The sequence below is a fragment of the Sphingomonas sp. IW22 genome, from assembly GCF_041321155.1.
Taxonomy (GTDB): domain Bacteria; phylum Pseudomonadota; class Alphaproteobacteria; order Sphingomonadales; family Sphingomonadaceae; genus Sphingomonas.
Window position 1 is genome coordinate 2,270,415 of the sequence record NZ_JBGGWB010000001.1, and the last position, 21,132, is coordinate 2,291,546.

Sequence of the window (21,132 nt, forward strand, 5' to 3'; positions counted from 1 at the left end):
GAGGGTATCTGGAATGGAGAATGGCATGGGACGTCAGCGGTTTACGCCGGAGCAGATCATCGCGAAGCTGCGTGAGGTTGATGTGCTCGTCGGCCGAGGTTCGACGGCCGTCGAGGCTTGCCGGCAGATCGGCATTGCTGAGCAGACACTGTATCGATGGCGTAAGGAATATGGCGGGCTGAAGGTCGATCAGGCTCGCCGGATGAAGGAGCTGGAGCGCGAGAATGCGCGGTTGAAGAAGCTCGTCGCAGATCTCGCGCTCGACAAGGCGATCCTCCAGGAGGCGTCCAAGCTAAATTTCTGAGCCCCTCCCGTCGCCGCGAGGCGATCGAGCAGGTCCGTCGCGTGTTGCCGGTATCGGAGCGGCGGACTTGCCGGGTACTTGGCCAGCCCCGCTCGACGCAGCGCCACCCACCGAGGGACGATACCGACGAGCAGCGGCTGACCGCCGACATCATCGCGCTGGCGACGAACTATGGTCGGTATGGCTATCGTCGTATCCATGCTCTGCTCGGCAATGCCGGCTGGCAAGTCAGCCTGTCGGTGGTCGAGCGGATCTGGCGGCGGGAGGGTTTGAAGGTTCCCAAACGGCAGCCGAAACGCCGCCGTCTCTGGCTGGGCGACGGGTCGTGCATCCGCCTTCGCCCTCAACATCGCGGGCATGTCTGGTCCTATGACTTCGTCGAGGATCGGACCCACAACGGACGCAAATTCCGAATGCTCAACATCATCGACGAGTTCAGCAGAGAGTGCCTGGCCATGGTGCCATTGCGGCGCTTCCGGTCGAACGACGTCATCGACGTGCTGGCCGATCTGTTCATCGAACATGGGCCGCCTCAGCATATCCGGTCCGATAACGGCCCAGAATTCGTCGCTCACGCCGTCCAGGGCTGGCTCGGCAGGCTGGGCGTCACCACCCTCTATATCGAGCCGGGCAGCCCGTGGGAAAACGGCTATATCGAAAGCTTCAACGCTCGCCTGCGTGACGAACTGCTCAACGGCGAGATCTTCTACAGCCTCGAGGAGGTCCGCTGCGTCACCAACTGGTGGCGCGACCATTACAACCGAGCGCGGCCGCACAGCAGTCTGGGATACCGCCCGCCTGCGCCAGAGACGACGACGATGCCAGCGTGGCCGCTCGGCTCCGCTGCGCTCCGCCTCCCGTCCACGCTGGCATCGGAGGCGCGCATCAACTAACTATACAACCGGACCGGACATCGCGGGCAGTCCAGGTGCTGACGGCGGACACACCAGATATAGTGCCACAATGACGAGAATGCCGGAGATAACCGAAGTCAGGGGGTGCGCTCGGAGCCGTTGTGCCAAGCTCTGTATGGAATTACTCATATCGACGCTCCATTTCCGTCAAACATCTTGACACCTCGACTGCCGGGCGAGACTGGTTCAGCTCAATCGAGACGCGAGCCATTCTCAGAACCACATCCGGACTCCCGCGACGACGGAGACGAGGCTGGTGTCTTCACCTTCCGCGCGCGCCAGTCGTTTCGTGCTCCCGTAGCTCTGTGTCCACGAGACACCCACATAGGGAGCGAACTCGCGCTTGACTTCGTAACGCAGCCTGAGACCGAGTTCGGTCTTGTTCAGCCCGGAACCGACGCCGAACGACCGATCCTTCTGAACTGCGGCGTCGAACTCGAAGCGCGGTTGCAGGATGAACCGCTGGGTCAACTGCTGATCATAGGTGGCGGTCGCCCGCATGGAGACCTTACCATCTTGGCTGATGAACAGCGTCGGTTCGAGCGAGTAGCGGTAAGGAGCGAGGCCCTGCACGCCGATCGCGGCATAGGTTCGCGATTGATTGGGGCCTGGCCCCGAGCGGTGCGCAAAACGGACGCCGGCCTGAAAGTCGAAGAAGGGCGAGATCAATCGGCCGTAGAGAAGCTGCCCCTCCTGCTCGCCTCCGCCTGGCCCCGATACGTCTTGCAGCCCTTCGGTCTTGACCCAAAGCCGGTTTACGTCGCCGCCGTACCAGCCGTAAATATCCCATCGGATTGCTCCCGCGGCGCGACTTTCGCGATACTCAAGCAATTCTGTCACCAAGTAGCTGTAGTTCGCGCTGTCGGCGGTCGGCTCCGGCCATCCCGAACGCTCCGCAAGGTTGGGCAGCGTTGCTGTCTCCTGGCCTGTCGGGGCAGGTGCAGCAACCGGTTCGGCTTGCGAAGTTTTGCCGGGAGCCGGCATCGGCATAGCCATCGGTTCGCCAGCTCCCTGCACGCCCGTCTCCTGTGCTTGAAGACCGGTCGGCAGCACGAACAGGACGGGCAACAATGAAGGTGTGAAGCGCAACGGCTTTCTCCGGTCAGGCGGGGGAGGAGACTTCGACGACGCGGAACATGCCCATCTCCATGTGGAGCAACAGGTGGCAGTGCATCGCCCATTGCCCAGGTGCGTCTGCGGTCACAGCCACCGTCAGGCGCTCGGCGGGTTTGACGCTGACCGTATGCTTGCGCGGCTGGTTCGCTCCGCCGCCGTTCTCGAGCTCCATCCACATGCCGTGAAGGTGGATCGGATGTTCCATCATGGTGTCGTTGACGAACACCATGCGCAGCCGTTCGCCATATCTGAACGCGATCGGGGTGCGCGCTTCGGAGTATTTCTTGCCGTCGAAGGACCAGCTGTAGCGGTCCATGTTGCCCGTGATGTGCAGTTCGATCTCGCGCTCGGGCGCACGCAGATCGGTTTGCGGGATCACGCTGCGAAGATCGGCGTAGACCAGGACGCGCGAATTCTCGGTGTCGAACCCCGAGCCCGGTTCGCCGAGACGGTTCTTCGCGACCATGGCGATCGAGGAATTGCCGACCCCGTGTGTGTCGGGGCCGTGAGCGAAGCGCTGATCTTTGGCCGCGGCGCCTTCGCCGCTCATGCCCGGCATCGCACCCATGGCGCCCATCGCGCCGCCGGTCGTCGGCATGTCGGCCATGCCCGATTGGTGCGCCGTCTTCAGTTTTTCGGCGGCGTCCGCGCGAACCCGCTCGGCCGCGCCCATGTTCTGCATCTGGTGACCGCTCATGTCCATGACTGGCGGTGACGAGGGAGCGACGGCGCCCGGCATCCCGGACATGCTCCCCATCCCGGCCTTGCCCGCGCCCATGTCCATGCCGCCCATGTCCATGCCGCCCATGTCCATGCCCATGTCGGCCATCGTCCGGATCGGCCGCGGCCGACGCGGCGGGATCGGGGCGGTCATGCCCGCGCGCGGGGCGAGGGTGCCGCGCGCGAACCCGCTCCGGTCCATCGTCTCCGCCATCAGCGTGTAGGCGCGGTCCTCAGGCACGACGATCACGTCGAACGTTTCGCCGGGCGCGATCCGGAACTCATCGACCTCAACCGGCTGGACGTTCAGCCCGTCCGCCTGCACCACGGTCATCTTGAGCCCGGGGATGCGGATGTCGAAATAGGTCATTGCGCCAGCCGCGATGAAGCGCAGGCGCACGCGCTCGCCCGGCCGGAACAGCCCGGTCCAATTGGCGTCACTCGTCAGTCCGTTGATGAGGTAAGTGTAGGTGTATCCGGTGACGTCGGCGAAGTCGGTCGGGTCCATGCGCATCTTGGACCAGCTGAGCCGTTCCGTGAGCGTCGCCGACCAGCCGTTCGCGCCGACATCGCGGACGAGATCGGCCAGCGTGCGCTTCTGATAATTGTAATATCCGGACTGCTTCTTGAGATTGGCGATAATTTTTTCTGGGGCCTCGAAGCTCCAGTCGGACATCAACACGACATAGTCCCGGTCGAAGGCGACGGGATCGGGACCGGCCGGATCGATGACGAAGGGCGCGTAAACGCCGAGCAGCTCCTGCCCGCCCGAATGGCTGTGGCACCAGTAGGTGCCGCTCTGAAGCAGCGGAAAGCGGTAGGTGAACGTCTCGCCGGGCGCGATGCCGGCGAAGCTCACGCCGGGAACCCCGTCCATGCCCGGGGGCAGGAGGATCCCGTGCCAGTGGATCGAGGCGATCTCCTTCAAGCGGTTCGTAACCCGTATGACGGCCTCCTCGCCCTCGCGGAAACGCAGGAGCGGCCCCGGCACGGTTCCGTTGATCGCCATCGCCTTGCCGGGACGTCCGTCGACCATCAGTCGGTAGTCGTCGATCTCCAGATCGTAGCTGCGCACGCCTGCCGCGGCGGGGTTCGAAACCGCCAATGCCTGGCTGTCCTGTGTCCAGGCATAGGCCGGCGCTCCGCGCGCAAGCACCGCGGCGAGACCAAGCAGGCCGCCATTCGTCAGCACTCTTCGCCGGTCGATTACCTCAGAGGGGCTGATCATCCTTGGCCTTTCTCATTTCGGCAGAGCGGCTGCCGCTATGCAGCGCGCGCCGGACATCGAATCGCTTGCAGCAGCGGATGGCTTGGTCCGGAGGCCTACGGCCACTGGAAATTCGCCAATTGTGAAACCGCCCATCACTGACCTCAATCGCTCTATCGCGCTTGGATCATAGTCCAGGGTCAAGGTCGTTCTTTTGACCCTGATCAAAAAGGAGAAGGCTCGTGGCGGCGGCTAGGGCGAGAGCCTGTGAACTCAACCGTCTTGTGGGCCGTTGGTGCACGGGTCCGATCGGCAGTGTTCAGCGACCGTGCTCCGCAAACCGCGACTCGCCATCAGCATTTCCGTCACGAACGCCGCGAGTGCGCCGATGGTGAACACAATTGCCAAACCAAAAAGTATGAACAACGCCGAGACGACCGTGTTATTGCGCAAAGCGCCGAGAAAGAGCACAAGCGTTGCGCTGCTGGTCGCTCCTCCAGCGAGAGCGCCGAGCACGACGGCCGCATCAAGCACCAGCGATCGCCTCCGCTGATAGGCTAGCTGGACCGAAAGGAGTAAGCCGTCCGCTGCATTGGCTCTCTCGAGCGCTAGCGCAAGCTGATCCACCCGGTCGGCCACACGGGCGAGGCGAGTCGAGAACACGTTGAGGAGCGCCGCGATACCTGAGAGCAGGAATATAGGTGTCAACGCGACCTGAATTATATGCGTGACGCTGTCCAGCGATGAAGGATGGCCAATGTCAATGTCTAGCATAATGAGACCGGTTTAACTGCGGATTTGCCAGATAGCCATGGTAACGCCGGGACTTGCTGAGGTCAGTGTTACTTTGACCATGCCAACGCCCTTGATGTTATTGAACGAGTCGGTCCGGTGGCACGCAAAGAACTGATCCACCCGCGGCTCTCTGACCCGTAATCGACTTATCCATCATTTCAAAGTGCACCATATAGTGGCTCGGCGGTGCCTTGTGGTACTGAGAACAAGTGGTTGACCGAGGACTTGGGTGTAAAACCCGACAATCTTTCACGTTGAGCGCGCGAAAACCGCCGACAGGCCAAGCAGGCCGGCGCCCGCCATATCTCGCGCCGGCCGATGCGATCGAGAGCCGTGTCATAACGATCAGCTGCCCGCGAAATCGAGGACGACGCGCGCGGCCACATCGCCACGTTGCAGCCGGCCCAGAACCTCGTTGATCGCCGACAGCGGCTGCAGTTCGATATTCGCCTTGACCTTGCCCTCGGCGGCAAATGCGAGGGCTTCGGCCATGTCTTGGCGGGTGCCGACGAACGATCCGCGAATGGTGATGCAGTCAACGACTACATCGAAGAGCGAGACCGGAAACTCGCCGGGCGGCAGCCCGACCAGCACGCAGGTTCCGCGCTTGCGGGTCGTAAGCGTGGCGTGAGGACCGCAGTTTATGCGGCTTGGGCTGTTGGCTGATCTGTCTGGGGCACCCAGTTCCACGGCATCAGCTCGTCCCAGCGGGTGGCGGGCCAGTCGCCGGCGACCCTGGCGATGACATCGGCGATATAGGCCTGCGGGTCGACGCCGTTGGCCTTGCAGGTCTGGATGACGGTGTAGATGGCGGCGGCTCGCTCGCCGCCTGCGCGCGAACCCGCGAACAGCCAGTTGCGCCTTCCCACGGCGACGCCGCGCAGGGCCCGCTCCGCGATGTTGTTGTCGATCTCCAGACGCCCGTCACCCAGGAAGCGGCACAGCGCCGGCCAGCGTTTGGTGCCATAGGCGATGGCTTTGGCCATGTCGGACTTGGGCGACAGGCGGCGAAGGGCAGCGTCGAGCACCTCGCGCAAGGCGTCGACCAGCGACTGGCTTCGTTCCTGTCGCGCTCGACGGCGTACATCCGGCGGCTGACCACGCACCTCCGCCTCGACGGCATAGAGCGCGCCGATGCGCTCCAGGATATCGGTGGTCAGCGGCGTGGAGAGGCGCTCGTGCAGGTCGAACACCTTGCGCCGGAAGTGTGCCCAGCATGCCACCTCTGTGACGCCACCGCGGTACAGGGCGTCATAGCCCGCATAGGCATCGGCCTGGAGAAAGCCGCGAAAGCCGGCGAGATGCGCCTGCGGGTGCGCCGCGGTGCGGTCGGGCGTGAAGCGATACCATGTTGCGGGCGGTGTCGTGCTGCCGGACGCCTGGTCGTCGGCGGCGTACACCCACAGCCGCCCGGTCGCGGTCTTGCCACGGCCGGGGTCGAGCACCGGCACCGGCGTGTCGTCGGCGTGGATCTTGTCGGCCTTGAGCACCTCGTCACGGATACGGCTGACCACCGGGTCGAGCAGTGCTGCAGCTTGCCCGGCCCAGCCCGCGAGCGTCGAGCGGTCGATCTCGAGCCCCTGCGCGGCCATCATCTCGGCCTGGCGGTACAACGGCAGATGGTGGTCGAACTTGGAGACGACGACGTGCGCCAGCGTCGCGAAGGTCGCCTTGCCCCGCGCCACAGCGCTGACCGGCGCGGGTGCCTGGACGATCTTCTCGCAAGACCGGCAGCTGTATTTGGGGCGGACGTTGCGCACGACCCGCCAGCGCACCGGCACGATGTCGAGCATCTCGTGCGCGTCCACGCCCAGCCGGCGCAGCGCACCACCGCAGTCCGGGCAGGTGCAGATACCGGACGCCGGCTCGTGGACGACCTCCTCGCGCGGCAGATGCTCCGGCAGACTGCGGACCGGTGCCAGGCGCGGCGCTACTCCAGGCGCCGCAGTCTCGACTTCGGAAACATCCCGCTCCGTTTCCAGCTCTTCCAGCGCCAGCTCGAGCTGTTCGATCTCGCGGCCCAACTTCTCGGAGGAGGCACCGAACTGCATCCGCCGCAGTCGGGCGATCTGCCCGCGCAACGTGTCGATGAGCAGATCGCGGGCGGCGAGCGCGGCATTCGCCCGGGCGAGCGATGCCTCCAGCGCGGCGATCCGCGCGGTGGCATCAGCAGGGGAAACAGGCGCTTCCAGCACCCGCATTTCATAACAGATCACGCATCGACGGGCGAGAAAAAGCGTCGCAAAACCGCCGTTTTCACCCCGCCAGCGTCGGCGTGAACGTCCGCTCTGGGCGACGCCAGTCGATGCCCTCCAGCAGCATCGACAATTGTGCCGGCGTCAGCGTCACCGTGCCCGTCGCGGTCACCGGCCAGACGAACCGACCCCGGTCGAGCCGCTTGGAGAACAGGCACAGGCCTTGCCCATCGAACCACAGCAGCTTGACCAGATGACCCCGCTTGCCCCGGAACGCGAACAACGCGCCCGAGTGCGGGTTCTGGGCCAGCACCTGCTGCACCAGTACCGCCAGGCCATCGAACCCTTTGCGCATGTCGGTGACGCCACACGCCAGGAACACCCGCGTCGGCAACGGCGTGGGGCTCAACGCAGCACCGACAACACTCGCGCCAGCGCGCCGGCGTCCACCGACCCGTCCACGCTCACTCGGACGCCACCCGGAAATTCGATGCAGATGAGGCCAGACGTGGATGTCGGTAAGCGATGTTCTCACCCCACGGCGGGCGAGTAATTCCACGGCATGAGTTCGCCGAGCTGCTGATTGCTATGGCCTTCAGCGAGTTTGGTCAGGGTGCTGGCCAACCAAGCTTCCGGGTGGACCTCGTTCAGCTTGCAGGTCTCGATGAGGGAGGCGATCACGGCCCAGGTTTCGCCGCCGTGGTCCGAGCCGGCGAACAGGGCGTTTTTGCGGTTGAGCGCCAGGGGCCGGATGCTGCGTTCGACCGTGTTGTTGTCGAGTTCGATCCGGCCATCGGTCAGGAACAGCGTGAGACCGTCCCAGCGGGTAAGCGCGTAGCGGATCGCTTCGGCAAGCCGGCTCTTGGCACTCATCCGGGCGAGCCTGTCGTCGAGGAACCGGCGAAGTTCGGTCACGATGGGCGCGCTGTGCTCGGCACGAACGGCCCGTCGTCGGTCGGGATCGGCGCCGCGGATGTCGGTCTCGATCCGGTAGAGGGCGGCGATGCGCTGAAGCGTCTCGGCAGCGACCGGCGAGTTTCCCTGCGCGGCAAGTTCGTAGAACCGGCGGCGCACATGCGCCCAGCAGAACGCGAGCCGCACGTCGCCGCGACGCGCCAGCGCAGCATAGCCGCCATAGCCATCGACCTGCAGGATGCCTGAAAAGCCGGCGAGATGTTCGACTGGTCGCTCGCCCTTGCGATCGGGCGCGTAGCGATAGGCGACCGCCGGCGGGTCGGATCCGCCCCAGGGCCGATCGTCGCGCACATAGGCCCATAGCTGCCCGGTCTTCGTGCGCCCGCGCCCCGGATCGAGAACCGGTGCAGTGGTCTCGTCGGCGAACAGCCTGCCGCTACGTCTGAGTTCGGCGAGCAGATGATCGCGCAGCGGCGCCAGCCACCAGGCCGCGCGGCCCGTCCAGTCGGCGAGCGTCGAACGATCGAGCCGGACGCCCTGTCGGGCATAGATCTGCGCCTGGCGGTAGAGCGGCAGGTGGTCGGCATACTTGGCGACCAGCACATGGGCGACGAGCGCTTCAGTGGGGATGCCGTTCTCGACAATGCGCGGCGCTGCCGCGGCTTGCACGGGCGGAGCCTCGCAGGCGCGGCAGCCATAGCGCGGGCGCCGCGTGACCAGGACACGGAAGCTGGCGGGCACGACATCGAGCCGCTCGGCGACATCCTCGCCGATGACGTGGAGATCGCCGCCGCAGCAGGCGCAGGACCTGTCCTCGAGCTCGAGCACGCGCTCGATCCGTTCGAGATGCGCCGGCAGGCTCCCGCGGTTGGACTTGCGTGGGGGGTTGTCGGAACCCGCCATCCGGGCTTCGCGGCTCGCCTCCACGCCGGCGATGGCGGCATCGAGATCTTCAAGGCCAAGCTGAAGCTGGTCTTGGTCCAGTTGCTCCGAGCGGGCACCGAACCGATGTCGCCGGAATACGGCGATGATCGCGGTCAGCCGGGCGATCTCGGCATCGGCTTCGGTGCCGGCCGTCTCCAACTCCGCGACCCGATCGGCGAGGCGCCGCTGCTCTTCGGCCTGGCCGACGATGATCGCGCGCAGCGCCTCGGGATCATCAGGAAGGTCGGCCGCCAGCAGCATCGGCAGCCGTTGAATCAGCGCGCCCGACCAGCGTCAAGCGGCGATCCGGGGAGCCAGCGGACGCCGGGTGCCATGCACGCGTCGCCAGTCGAGCCCTTCGAGCAGCGCGCCAAGCTGAGCGGCGGTGAGGCGCATCATGCCGTCCTGGATGCGGGGCCAGCGGAAGCCGCCCTGCTCCAGGCGCTTGGCCATCAGGCAAAGGCCCGTCCCGTCCCACCAGACCAGCTTGATCCGGTCGGCGCGCTTTGCCCGGAACACGTAGACGACGCCGGTGAACGGATCGGCGCCGAGCTCCGCCTTGATCAGCGCAGCCAGCGAGTCCGGCCCCTTGCGGAAGTCCACCGGCCGTGTCGCAATGAGCACCCGCGCATCCGTGCCCGGGCCGATCATCGCGGCGCCCGCAGGGCCTGCACGACGGCCGCAGCCAGATCGGGCTTCGCGGCGCGCGTGATCCGCACCACGGCGCCGTCGATCTCCACCTCGATGGCGAGGTCGCCAGGCCTCGCCGTCGGCATCGCGCTCGCAGCAACCGCCGGGACGAACATCGGCTCGGTCTCCGTCGCGGTCCGCCCGGCCTCCATCGCGTAGCGAAGCTCCCGGCGCCACGTGTAAAGCTGCGAGGTCCGGATATCGTGCCTACGGGCAAGGCTCGTCAGGTTGTCGCAATGCTCGGCTTCCGCAACGATCGCCAGCTTCTGCTCGAGCGTCCACGAACGCCGCCGGCCGGCCAGCGCGCCAAGCACCTCGAGCCGCCGAACAGGCTCCCGACCAACTCCAGTGCGGGTGTCCAGTGCACCCCCAAGCGCGTCCTCATCCATCCGCCCGCTCATCGCGCGCGATCAGGCGTCAGCCAAGGTGGGGCCGGGACACCGCTTACGGATGTCGCCGGCTGCGGCGCAGGTGCGGCGACATCGGCCACGCGCACCTCGGCGAATGACGGCAGCGCAGGCGCGACCCCGCCCAGCTTGCCCAGCCGCGCCTGCTTGCGCCACGTATAGATCAGGCTGCTCGACACCTCGCGCCGGGCGATGACATCACGGACCCGCACGCCCGGCCGGAACGCCTCGGCCAGGATCTCCAGCTTCTCCGCGTCCGACCAGCTCCGTCGGCCCGATACCCGGCCGACCACCTCCACACGACCAGTCGTACGAGCGCTCGTACGACCAGTCTCAGAACCGAAAACTTCCCGCACCGCCCGCGCCCTCGTCAAAGACGATAAGCATCCCGGCTACGGCCAAACGGGCAAGGCGGCCCTCAGGCCACGCTTACTGCGGGTCATGGCGACTCCCTGCTTGAACGCGGGGAGGGAGGGCGCCGTGATCAGGACGCCGTGAGCACCGCCGCCCGTCGCTTTCTTCAAGGCTTCCGCCGGGTCACCCGCCTTGGCGTTGATCGCGAGATCGGCACCGAGGCGCTTGGCATGTTCGAGCTTTGTGTCGTCGATGTCGATCGCCGCGACGGACAGTCCCATGGCCTTGGCATACTGGATGGCCAGATGGCCGAGGCCTCCGGCGCCCTGGATCATAGTCCAGGGTCAAGGCCGTTCTTTTGACCTTAGTCAAAAGCGACAACGACAAAAAAGGACTGGGTTGCCCGTTTCCCATCCAGCTCGTGCGCGCGTCGGTGCTGTGGACGAATGCGACCAAGCCGCGATGATCACCTTGGGCTTGCGTGCCGGCCGCATGGGCGAAGGTGTCGCATTGCGTCGAGGATCCGGTCCAGCGTCAGCGCTGTGCGGCGGCCACATTGCATCCGGTGAGAAAGTGTCGAGCTTTGGCCTTTCGCGGTGAAACTTCAGTTCCCCGTTACTAGCGTTTCAGTGCATATCGACCCGACCTACCCCTTTGATGTTGTTGAACGAATCGGTCTGGTGACAGGCGAAGCACTGGTTGACGGTTGCGTTTCGTTGGCCGGTGATCGACCTGTCCATCATCTCGAAATGCATCATCAGATGGCTCGGCGGCGGCTTGTGGCACTGCGCGCATTCCTTCGATTTCGGGCTTGGGTGAAGGAAGCCGACGATTTTCCACGTGTCGGTGGCATGGCAAGTCGCACATTTTGGCCCGAAGAATTCCTGGTGCTTGTCCTTGAAGACGTGGCACCCCTTGCAATCGAGCGCGACGGGCTTGCCCGCTTGGCGGAGCGCGAGCTTCTCGAGAACGGCGTGGTCCATCTTGATGGGGCGTTTGTCGCGCCCTTGGTGCTCCACATGACAACCACTGCAGGTCGTCACATTGGCGTGGAACACCGTCGAGGGCTTCGACAGCAGTTCCTTGGCCGGCACGTGGCAGGCAACGCACTTGTCGACAGTGACGCCCTCGTTGGGCGTATGACAGCTCGCACATTTATCTCCGAGGAATGCGTGAGCCTTGGACAACGGCCCCGGACGCACGACCGCGCTCCAGCCCGGTATCGCGTCGCCATCGGAGCGATAGATCGAGACCGGCACGGCGATCGCCAAGAGAAGCGCAGCTCCCACGAGAACAAGCAGGGATGCGCCGGGCAGCTTCATCCGAGCCACCTCAGGCCGTAGTAAATCCCGCTCCAGATGTGCAGCACCAGCAACGCATACATTACGATCGACGCTGCGATGTGCAGAAACACCCAGCGCGCCAGCGTGCGCTTGAGCGTTTCGCGCGCCGTGATCGCGAATTCGAGATCCGACATCGCTCCGAGCAGTTGCCCGAGCGGGACACCGTTAGGGTCGACCACGGCCTGATCCTTGAGCCCCGCCGCGGCCAGCGCGAGACTGTCGTAGCGAGTGCGCAAGACACCGAGCTCCTTCTGCTGGTCGCGCAAGTCCTGGCCGATGTGAGCGAGGTAGTATCGACCAACGAACCCGCTTGCCACGACCGTGAGCATGGACAGGGTCAGTGCAATTCCGAGCGGGCTCTGGAACTTGTGTCCCGAGTGAATGATGCCGAGCAGCGCCCCGACTGCGCCAGCATAGACGTGAAAGGTCAGAACAGCGCCGATCGAGACATGCTCTTTCGTGCGCTCCTTTACCCACGGCAGCCGCTTCACGGCCGAATAGGACAGCAGCAGCAGGAAGAGCACTGCCGCGGCGATGCCGAACAATGAGCCTGTCAGGCTGCCGGGAAAGCGAGGCGCGACGTGCACCAGGAACGCGGGCACGATCAGGACGAGAGCGCTGAGCATGCCGCCAACGGTGACCTTCTCGCTTTCGGTCACGTCAGGCGTCCACGACCAGGTTGCTCGCAGATTTTGCTTGGCATGCGAGGATCATGCCGCCCGCCTTCTCGTCGGCCGAGAGCGCGTCCTCAACCTCCATCGTCACCGTACCTTCGCTAAGCGGCACCTTGCAGCGCCCGCAGATCCCGACCCGGCATTCGAAGTCGATCACAACGCCGATCGCTTCGGCAGCCTCGAGCACGGATTGGTCCGGCGCCAGGTTTCCTGACTTCCCGGACTTGGAAAAGTTGACGGTCGCCTGAGCCGAAGGTGGCGCCGCACCGCCGCCAGCCGCATCCGCCGGCGGAGCCGGGGGCTCGTCGTCGGGCTCCTTATCGGGAACGGGACCGCCTTTGGGCGGCGCGAAGTCCTCGGTCTTGACCTGATCCGACGGGACGTGGAGTTCCTCCAGCGCCGCTTTGACCGCGTCCATCATCGGCGGCGGGCCGCAAAGATGAATGCGGCGTTTCACGATATCGTCGACACAGCCGGCGATGAAGTCCGCCGTGATGAAGCCGACCGGGCCCTTCCAGTCGGTGCCTTCCGCGGACGAGACGATCGACAGGATGGTGACGTTCGGGTGCCGACTGGCGAGATACGCGCATTCCTCGCGGAAAATCAGGTCAGCGGGAGTACGAACACCGTAGATAAGGTGGATTTCATACGGGTACGATCGATCAGTAAGGTAGCGCAAAACACTCATCATCGGCGTGATGCCCACACCCCCGGCGATCAGGACGATGCCGTCGGCTTCCTTGCCGGTGAAGAAGAAATTTCCGGCCGGCGCGGTGATCTCGAGCAGATCGCCAGTCTGTGCATGATCGTGGAGGTGGCGGGACTCTAGGCCATGCTCCTCGCGCTTTACGGTAAGCTCGATATAGTCGTGCTGGGTGGGCGAAGAAGAGATCGTGTAGGAGCGCCGCACTTTTTGACCGTCAATCTCGGAGGTGATCGACGCATATTGTCCCGGCAGGAACGTAAAGGGGATCGACTCTAGATTGGGTTCCATCAGCCGGAAAGTCTTGACCGTCGGCGTCTCGTCGAAGATCGCCTTGATCCGCAGGACGCCCTTCCAGGGCCGTTTGACCGGCGGCTTGACCGGGGGGGGCGCCCCAACCGGGGCACCCGCGACGGGCCCCGGCGCCTTCGGTGCGACCGCTGCCGCAGGAGCGGTGCCGGGCGGCTGCCCCCCGGGAGTCAGCCGCTGCGCCAGGGCGCCGATACGCTGTAGCCGCGCCCGGCGTAGCAGGAATGCCGCAACGAGCGCGGCTGCAAGCAGCAGCATGGCGGCGACGTGAAGCCAGGACAGGTCACGAAAGCCGCCGTCCATGATCATGTCGCTTTCCGGTGTCACGCTCATCTCGCGCTTGAACCAGGCGAGCGCGATGCGTGGCGGCGGCTGATTTTGGTTCAGGCCTTGCAACGCACTGTTGCCGCTTTCCGCGAGCGACACCCCATCGCGCACCAGGCCGATGGCTGCCTGCGCAGCCACCGGGTCGTTCGACGATTGGGCGCGATGGAGTTCGACCTGCCCGGCCGTGACGGCCGCCGCGCCCGATCCGAGGCGCGCGATCGCTTCGGTCCTGATGGCTGCGCGCGTCTTGTCCGTCAGCGCTGGGAAGTTCATCATGGCCGGGTAGAACGGCTTGCCGCCTACGATCCCGCAGCAGCCTGCTTCGGCTCCAGCTGCTTCCCCGCCACCTGGGGATGGCGACATCATCCCCTTCATCATGCCCGTCATTCCGCCCGCGGGGGGAGGGGCGGGTGCGCCCTGCGGGGCTGCCACCTTTGTGTCGGCTGCCGGCATTGCGTTCGCCGGTGCGGCAGCGGCGCCCGGATGATGCGAAGCGTGCTCGGAGGGCGACGCCTGCGCCAGCGCCGCTGAGGATCCGAAGAGCGCCATTGGCGCCGCGAATCCCAGCCGAACGATTTTCATCGTCGTCCACGTACGGCGCGAGATGATCTGGGCAGGACCGTACTTCACATCAGGATTCCTTACTTGTCATCCTTCATCGGCATCGGTTGGGCCGCGGCCGGCATCGGCGCCGGCTTGGCAATCGACAGCTTGGACTGCCGGCGGAGCGGCGCTGGTGCCGCTCCCTCAGGCACGAGTTGCGGCCTCTTTGTGCTGAAATTTCCGCAGTTGATGGGTGACTTATCGAGTTATTCGTCATGCGACAAGTGTCGCGAGCAGTGCCGCCGGCGCAGGGCCGGGGGGGGGGGGGGCGCTGCGCCGACGACATCGAGATCAGGGGCGCGAGCACTGGAGCCTGAACCCACGCCACCCGTTCCAGGCAAGCATCGACGATCGTTGTCGCGCCGCTCACCGTCCAAAGAGCCATTGTTGAACCACCATTGCCAAATTCCCCGCGGGCGAGAGTTTCACGCTACATGTCGTCTTTCATCGGCATGGGCTCGTCGTCTTCCATCGGCATGGCCTTATCCTTCGGCATGGCCTTATCCTTGCCGGTATCCGGCTTGGCCGTGGAGTTGCCCATCGGCATCTTATCATCCATCATGCCGCCGGCCCCCATCTGATCGTCCGCCATTCCGCCCTGGCCTGCACCCATCTGGTTGCCTTGCTGAGTGGACATCCGATTGTGCATCTCGGCCGCCACTCCCTGCTCGTGGTGCTCTTCCCTGCTTTCGTCTTCCGGCAGCGCGACGTTCTCGTCACCAGCCGTGATATTGGCCGGTGCGTCTTTTGAACCGTCGCACGCTGTCACGCTCAAGAGCGCTAACATGGCGGCTGTGGAGGCGAAAACCGGTCGGCGGATACTCCTTCTTAGGTTCTTCATAGTCTTACTCCTTTCAACGGTTGAAACTCTGCACTGTCTCCGCAGCATAAGTCCCGGCAGCGAAGAGATGCTGTCACCCTCGTCGTTCGCCAAGTCGCTACAAGTAAAGCAGTCGGTTGCCCGACGCAGAGACTCTATGGCGACTCGACGAGCGACTCAGGTCGCGCGACTATTGTGCGAGGATCTGCTGACAGCGTGCGTGGCTGAGATTCATCGGGTTCATGCCCATGCCCTTCATCTCATTGTGGTCGTGCGTCGTGTTGGTGCCCATGGTTTGTTCCATGCGCTCGCAACTCGCCCGCTGTTCGGGAGTTGCGTCCCTCATCGTTGCACACCCCGCAAGCGGAACCAGGGAGAGCGACGCGGTTGCTGCCATAAGAAGTTTCATGATGTTACCTTTCTCTGTTCGGTTGTATGCCCCGCAGTCCCTCTCCCGAGCTCAAAAGGCCCGTTCTTCTGTCCGATCGATTTGCGGGTAGAGACCGCCGGCAGTTCGTCGGCAGCGCGCGGACCTCCAGCTCCGCTGTCCCGGCGGGTCACATCGGGTAGGGGACCAAATCTCATGCTGTCGCCCCGTGCGCGCCGAAAGCAGGGGCGCTCGTGTTCGCGAGGTGCGCAAGAATCGGACAGTCAGAAACCGGAGCATCCACCGGGCACTCGGCGGCGAGCCTCTCGAGTGCATCCTTGATGCGATTGAGATCGATGATCCGGGAAGTGGACTCCGCGATCTTCCTCTCCGTAATGTCCAGAACGTCCGCGGCGCGAGCGGTGTCCGAAGCCCGCAGCGTGAGAAGGAGTCCAATCTCGGCGAGCGTGAAGCCAAGCTGTTGCGCCTTGCGTATGAAGCGCACCCGCTCGAGATCGCTCTCCGCGTACAAGCGGTAACCCGCCGACGACCGTGCGGGGTGCGGCAGGAGACCGTTGCGCTCATAATAGCGAACGGTGTCGGGTCGCACGCCGACAGCCTTCGCGAAAGCGCCGATGGTCAAGCCAGCCACAAATTTCCTCCGCCACCTCTATCGCGCTTGGACCATAGTCCAGGGTCAAGGCCGTTCTTTTGACCGAGGTCAAAAATCTAAGGCTGCGAGAACGCGGTTGAAAAAAAGGCCGAGGGGGCGTTGCACCTCAACCATCGAGGCGGTTGGTGGATCCGACTGCACGTCAAACTCGTCGTTGATGCCCGGCAGCCCGACGGTGCTAAAGGCGTCGCCGCGAGCGGCGATCACGACGGCGGTAGCTCGGGCCCTGCCTCGCCCGCCGCCCGGTCGATTTTTCTGGTCGTCAGCGGCCATGCTGTGGTTGCTGCCTGCGATTGGTTCACCCGATCATTCGGCTCGATCGGCGTCACGTCTTTGACGCAGATCAAAGCCTGCCAGTGCAGGTCGGACGAAAAGCAAGTGGGTCGGGCACAAGCTGTTCACGTCGAGGAGATTGAGCTTGACCGATCATGCAGACAATAGTCCGGCGATAAGCGGTCTCTCGGACACGCAGGCGATGCTGATCGACCGTTATTGGCGCGCGGCGAATTATCTCTCTGTCGGGCAGATTTACCTGCTCGACAACCCGCTCCTTCGAGCGCCGCTGACGCCCGAACACGTCAAGCCGCGGTTGCTCGGCCATTGGGGGACGACGCCGGGGCTGAACTTCATCTACGCCCATCTCAACCGCATCATCCGCGCCCGCGATACCGATCTCCTCTACGTTTGTGGGCCGGGTCATGGCGGGCCGGGAATGGTCGCCAACACCTGGCTCGAAGGTACCTACAGCGAGATCTATCCGGCGATCAGCGACGACGAGGAGGGCATGCGTCAGCTCTTCCGTCAATTCTCCTTCCCCGGCGGCATCCCGAGCCACGCCGCGCCAGAAACCCCGGGCTCCATCCACGAGGGTGGGGAGCTCGGCTATGCGCTCGTCCACGCCTATGGCGCGGCATTCGACAATCCCGGTTTGGTGGTCGCCTGCGTGATCGGCGACGGTGAGGCCGAGACCGGCCCGCTCGCCGCTTCCTGGCACAGCAACAAGTTCCTCGATCCTGTGCATGACGGCGTGGTGCTGCCGATTCTGCACCTTAACGGCTACAAAATCGCAGGTCCCACCATTCTGGGGCGGTCGGACGACACGGTACTGCGCCAGCTCCTCGAGGGCTATGGTCACGAGCCCTTCTTCGTTGAGGGCAGCGATCCGATGGACATGCACCGGCAGATGGCGGCGACGTTGGACCGCGTCTTCGACCGGATCGCGGAAATTCAGCACGCCGCCCGCGCCGGGGAGGCTCCTGGCACGATCGGTTGGCCCATGATCGTGTTGCGCAGTCCGAAGGGCTGGACTGGTCCCAAGGACGTCGACGGCAAGAGGGTCGAAGGCTTCTGGCGGGCGCATCAAGTGCCGATCGCCGAGGCGCGGGAGAATGCCGCCCACCGCCGGCTGCTCGAGGAATGGATGCAAAGCTATCGTCCCGAGGAGCTGTTTGATGCGGCCGGCCGGCTTTTGCCCGAGCTACGCGCGCTGGCTCCCGCCGGTGACAAGCGGATGGGATCCACACCTTATGCCAATGGCGGCCGGCTGCGTCGCGCACTCAGGCGCCCCGACTGGCGCGACCATGCGGTGGCGGTCCCGAGATCCGGCGGCGCGATCGGCGAGGCGACGCGGGAACTGGGCAAGTATCTCGCCGACGTGCTCCGACTGAATGCGGACGCCCGCAACTTCCGTGTCATGGGACCAGACGAGACCGCGTCGAACCGCCTGGACGCGGTGTTCGAGGTGACCGACCGCGCCTGGATGCAGCGGATCGAGCCTTATGACGAGCACCTTGCCCGCGGCGGGCGGGTCATGGAAATACTGTCCGAGCATCTCTGCCAGGGCTGGCTTGAAGGCTATCTGCTGACCGGACGGCACGGACTGTTCAACTGCTACGAGGCGTTCGTCCACATCGTCGACTCGATGTTCAACCAGCATGCCAAATGGCTGAAGGTCTCGCGCGGACTGGACTGGCGTCGGCCGATCGCCTCGTTCAACTATCTGCTGACCAGTCATGTCTGGCGGCAGGACCACAACGGCTTCAGCCATCAGGATCCGGGTTTCATCGATCTGGTTGTCAATAAAAAGGCCGATGTGGTCAGGGTATATCTGCCACCGGATGCCAACTGCCTGCTGCGCGTGGCTGACCACTGCCTGGGCACCCACGACCGGATCAACGTGATCGTGGCCGGCAAGCAACCGGCACCTCAATGGCTGACCGCCGACGAGGCGGAGACGCATTGCGCTGCGGGGGTGGGCATATGGGACTGGGCGGGCACCGATCGCGACGGCAGGGAGCCGGATGTCGTCATGGCTTGCGCCGGCGACGTGCCGACGCTCGAGACGCTTGCGGCCGTCGACCTCCTTCGTCAGCACATTCCCGAACTGAAGATCCGGGTGGTGAACGTCGTCGACTTGATGACGCTTCAGCCAAGAAGCGAACATCCACACGGCCTCAGTGACAACGACTTCGACAGCCTGTTCACTCGAAACAAGCCGATCGTCTTTGCCTTCCATGGCTATCCGTACCTCATTCACCGGCTGACCTACCGGCGAGCCAACCACGCCAATCTTCATGTCCGCGGCTTCAAGGAGGAGGGGACGACCACAACACCGTTCGACATGGTCGTGCGCAACGATCTTGATCGGTTCCATCTGGCAATGGATGTGATCGACCGTGTGCCGGGCCTTGCCGACACCACCGCGCACGCCAAGCAAGCGTTTCGCGACCGGCTGATCGAGCACAAACAATATATAACGGCCTATGGTGAGGACATGCCCGGGATTCGCGAGTGGAGTTGGCCTTACCGGGCTGCGTCCGACGCAGGCGATTGAACCGCCCGTCGAAGTGTGCTGCGTAGCGTCGGCTGCTCAAGGCTCAAGGCGAGACTGCTCGAGCAGCGGACTACCCGAGATGTCGCTCGTGAGGTTGCGGTGATCGTGGGGGCCGCAGGGTTCTTCCTGATTTGCCTGATATGGTTCGACACACCGCCTGCCATACTCAAGAACAATGTCGAGCGCGTGGTAGGCGCTAGCGTTTGGCAGCGCGCCATCCGCTCGCGGGCGCTTCATCCCCACCTAAACCCGAGCTCCGGAACGTCAGCCTTTGACCTGAGTCAACGGCTAAGGGACGGGATTCCTCTACATTCGCAAGGGAAGCACGCGGTGTCCGCCGGAGAACAAAATGGCAAACGACAGAAGAGCGCACTTAGTTGGTGGAGGCATCGGCTCCCTGGCGGCAGCAGCCTTCATGATCCGCGATGGCGGCATGCGGGGCAAGAACATCACTGTCTATGAGACCCTGCCGGTCCTGGGCGGGAGTCTGGATGGCGCCGGCAACCCGGCGGAGGGCTATTCGATGCGGGGAGGGCGGATGCTGACAACGGACAATTATGAATGTACCTGGGGCTTGTTCAAGACGATCCCCTCGCTCGAACAGCCTGGCAGGACTGTGTTTGAGGAGACGGTCGCGTTCAACGAGCGTGTGAAATCGCATTCCAAAGCGCGCCTCGTGGACCGCAACTGCGCCATCCTCGACGTCACCGCGATGGGTTTTTCAATGAAGGATCGCGTCGAGTTGCTGAAGCTCGCCGGGGCAAGCGAGGAAACGCTGGGCTCAAGTCGAATTACCGAGTGGCTGTCGCCAACGTTCTTCGAGACCAAGTTCTGGTATATGTGGGCGACGACTTTTGCTTTTCAGCCTTGGCATAGCGCGGTCGAATTTAAACGCTACCTGCATCGCTTCATGAAAGAATTCTCACGCATCGAAACGCTCGCGGGCGTGAAGCGCACGATCTACAACCAGTACGACTCATTGGTTCGGCCACTGGCGAGCTGGCTGAGGGAGAGGGGTGTTCATTTCGTCAACGACTGTCGGGTAACAGACTTTGGTCTGTCGACAATGAACGGAAAGATAGCAGTCACGAGCATCGAGATAAGCGACGCTGGTGGAAACGGATCCGTCAACGTCGGCGATGACGACCTTGTCTTTTTTCAGAACGGCTCGATGACGGACGCGTCTAGCCTTGGATCGATGACACGAGCACCCGAACGTCTGACGAAGGATGACAGCGCCGGGTGGGCTCTGTGGGAGAAGTTAGCCGAGGGGCGGCCCGAGTTTGGCAATCCTGCCGTGTTTAATTCCTCGATCCCTGAGTCCTACTGGCTGTCGTTCACTGTCACCCAGCAGAATACCGCCTTCTTCGATCATATGCAGGCTTTTACGGGCAACGAGGCAGGCACGGGCGGCCTCGTTACGTTCAAGGACTCCAATTGGTTCATGTCGGTAGTGCTGGCACATCAACCGCATTTCCCCGACCAGCCTGCCGGGACCCGCGTTTTCTGGGGCTATGCGTTGCACCCCGACCGGGTGGGCGACTTTGTAGCGAAGCCAATGTCGGAGTGCACCGGTCAGGAGATATTGATCGAGCTTTCTGGTCACCTCAACCTCGACCTGACGGTATTCGAAACGGCGAACTGCATTCCTTGCCGAATGCCCTATATCACCAGCATGTTCATGCCGCGTGCGAGCGAAGACCGTCCGCTGCCGGTCCCAAAGAACTCGAAGAACCTCGCCTTCGTCAGTCAATTCGTCGAAATACCCGAAGATGTAGTCTTCACCGTCGAATACTCTGTGAGGGTCGCGCAAATGGCGGTTTATCAACTGCTTGGGATCGATGCGGTGATTCCATCAATAATACATCACGATAAGTCGGCGATGGTAAACCTCAACGCGGTGATCAAGGCATTTCGGTAGTACGCCGTCAGCCCGATC

General features: G+C 63.9%; 20 protein-coding genes and 1 pseudogene. 3 read left to right on the top strand and 18 right to left on the bottom strand.

Going from position 1 to position 21,132, the window contains the following annotated elements; genetic code table 11:
- The first annotated feature begins 25 nt into the window (after positions 1 to 25).
- A protein-coding gene (locus tag ACAX61_RS11085; protein ID WP_370714801.1) for an IS3 family transposase occupies positions 26 to 1,197 on the top strand; the annotation gives its coding sequence in 2 pieces (ribosomal slippage) (positions 26 to 293 and positions 293 to 1,197; 1,173 coding nt in all).
- Positions 1,198 to 1,431: 234 nt separating this feature from the next.
- Here ACAX61_RS11085 and ACAX61_RS11090 read toward each other — a convergent pair.
- From ACAX61_RS11090 to ACAX61_RS11175, 18 genes and pseudogenes are all read right to left on the bottom strand, one after another.
- Positions 1,432 to 2,307 carry a copper resistance protein B gene (locus tag ACAX61_RS11090; RefSeq protein ID WP_370714802.1) on the bottom strand — a complete coding sequence of 292 codons (876 nt, stop codon included), beginning with the start codon at positions 2,305 to 2,307 and terminating at the stop codon, positions 1,432 to 1,434.
- Positions 2,308 to 2,320: 13 nt separating this feature from the next.
- Positions 2,321 to 4,282 (bottom strand): copper resistance system multicopper oxidase, encoded by a 1,962-nt coding sequence (locus tag ACAX61_RS11095; RefSeq protein WP_230187273.1) that lies wholly within the window; start codon positions 4,280 to 4,282, stop codon positions 2,321 to 2,323.
- 252 nt (positions 4,283 to 4,534) lie between these two features.
- The gene (locus ACAX61_RS11100) at positions 4,535 to 5,035 is read right to left on the bottom strand and encodes a DUF2721 domain-containing protein (protein WP_230187274.1); all 501 of its coding nucleotides are present in this window, start codon (positions 5,033 to 5,035) and stop codon (positions 4,535 to 4,537) included.
- 366 nt (positions 5,036 to 5,401) lie between these two features.
- Positions 5,402 to 5,746 (bottom strand): zinc-binding dehydrogenase, encoded by a 345-nt coding sequence (locus ACAX61_RS11105; protein WP_370714803.1) that lies wholly within the window; start codon positions 5,744 to 5,746, stop codon positions 5,402 to 5,404.
- Positions 5,698 to 7,257, bottom strand: coding sequence for an IS66 family transposase (tnpC, locus tag ACAX61_RS11110; RefSeq protein ID WP_025292356.1), 1,560 nt, complete (start codon positions 7,255 to 7,257; stop codon positions 5,698 to 5,700). The genes ACAX61_RS11105 and tnpC (ACAX61_RS11110) overlap by 49 nt, the downstream gene beginning before the upstream one ends.
- A 55-nt stretch (positions 7,258 to 7,312) precedes the next feature.
- A complete protein-coding gene (tnpB, locus tag ACAX61_RS11115) occupies positions 7,313 to 7,660 on the bottom strand; it encodes an IS66 family insertion sequence element accessory protein TnpB (RefSeq protein ID WP_025292355.1) in 348 nt (115 codons plus the stop codon).
- Between the two features lie 122 nt (positions 7,661 to 7,782).
- Entirely contained in the window at positions 7,783 to 9,351 is a 1,569-nt protein-coding gene (tnpC, locus tag ACAX61_RS11120; RefSeq protein WP_370714804.1) for an IS66 family transposase, read from the bottom strand.
- Between the two features lie 33 nt (positions 9,352 to 9,384).
- Complete coding sequence (gene tnpB, locus ACAX61_RS11125; RefSeq protein WP_370714805.1) at positions 9,385 to 9,741, bottom strand: IS66 family insertion sequence element accessory protein TnpB; 357 nt, start codon at positions 9,739 to 9,741, stop codon at positions 9,385 to 9,387.
- A complete protein-coding gene (locus ACAX61_RS11130) occupies positions 9,738 to 10,169 on the bottom strand; it encodes a transposase (RefSeq protein WP_370714806.1) in 432 nt (143 codons plus the stop codon). The genes tnpB (ACAX61_RS11125) and ACAX61_RS11130 overlap by 4 nt, the downstream gene beginning before the upstream one ends.
- A gap of 8 nt (positions 10,170 to 10,177) precedes the next feature.
- Positions 10,178 to 10,543: a transposase gene (locus tag ACAX61_RS11135; protein ID WP_370714807.1), complete on the bottom strand. Its 366-nt coding sequence runs from the start codon at positions 10,541 to 10,543 to the stop codon at positions 10,178 to 10,180.
- A 51-nt stretch (positions 10,544 to 10,594) separates the two neighbouring features.
- Positions 10,595 to 10,882: pseudogene (locus ACAX61_RS11140) on the bottom strand (zinc-binding dehydrogenase); the annotation flags it as partial.
- Positions 10,883 to 11,167: 285 nt separating this feature from the next.
- Positions 11,168 to 11,863, bottom strand: coding sequence for a cytochrome c3 family protein (locus tag ACAX61_RS11145; RefSeq protein ID WP_370714808.1), 696 nt, complete (start codon positions 11,861 to 11,863; stop codon positions 11,168 to 11,170).
- Positions 11,860 to 12,543: an iron reductase gene (locus ACAX61_RS11150; protein ID WP_370714809.1), complete on the bottom strand. Its 684-nt coding sequence runs from the start codon at positions 12,541 to 12,543 to the stop codon at positions 11,860 to 11,862. Before ACAX61_RS11150 ends, ACAX61_RS11145 begins: the two co-directional genes overlap by 4 nt.
- A 1-nt stretch (position 12,544) precedes the next feature.
- On the bottom strand, positions 12,545 to 14,527 hold the full coding sequence (locus ACAX61_RS11155) for an FAD-binding oxidoreductase (RefSeq protein ID WP_370714810.1): 1,983 nt from the start codon (positions 14,525 to 14,527) through the stop codon (positions 12,545 to 12,547).
- A 403-nt stretch (positions 14,528 to 14,930) separates the two neighbouring features.
- Entirely contained in the window at positions 14,931 to 15,341 is a 411-nt protein-coding gene (locus ACAX61_RS11160) for a hypothetical protein (RefSeq protein ID WP_158014297.1), read from the bottom strand.
- A 169-nt stretch (positions 15,342 to 15,510) separates the two neighbouring features.
- The gene (locus ACAX61_RS11165; protein ID WP_370714811.1) at positions 15,511 to 15,666 is read right to left on the bottom strand and encodes a hypothetical protein; all 156 of its coding nucleotides are present in this window, start codon (positions 15,664 to 15,666) and stop codon (positions 15,511 to 15,513) included.
- A 235-nt stretch (positions 15,667 to 15,901) separates the two neighbouring features.
- Entirely contained in the window at positions 15,902 to 16,339 is a 438-nt protein-coding gene (locus tag ACAX61_RS11170) for a heavy metal-responsive transcriptional regulator (protein WP_370714812.1), read from the bottom strand.
- A 69-nt stretch (positions 16,340 to 16,408) separates the two neighbouring features.
- The gene (locus tag ACAX61_RS11175; protein ID WP_370714813.1) at positions 16,409 to 16,633 is read right to left on the bottom strand and encodes a hypothetical protein; all 225 of its coding nucleotides are present in this window, start codon (positions 16,631 to 16,633) and stop codon (positions 16,409 to 16,411) included.
- A gap of 145 nt (positions 16,634 to 16,778) precedes the next feature.
- Between ACAX61_RS11175 and ACAX61_RS11180 the strand changes: the two genes are divergently transcribed.
- Together ACAX61_RS11180 and ACAX61_RS11185 are read left to right on the top strand one after the other, a co-directional pair.
- On the top strand, positions 16,779 to 19,193 hold the full coding sequence (locus tag ACAX61_RS11180) for a phosphoketolase family protein (protein WP_354957104.1): 2,415 nt from the start codon (positions 16,779 to 16,781) through the stop codon (positions 19,191 to 19,193).
- 349 nt (positions 19,194 to 19,542) lie between these two features.
- The gene (locus tag ACAX61_RS11185) at positions 19,543 to 21,114 is read left to right on the top strand and encodes an oleate hydratase (protein WP_230187280.1); all 1,572 of its coding nucleotides are present in this window, start codon (positions 19,543 to 19,545) and stop codon (positions 21,112 to 21,114) included.
- The last annotated feature ends 18 nt before the right edge of the window (positions 21,115 to 21,132 follow it).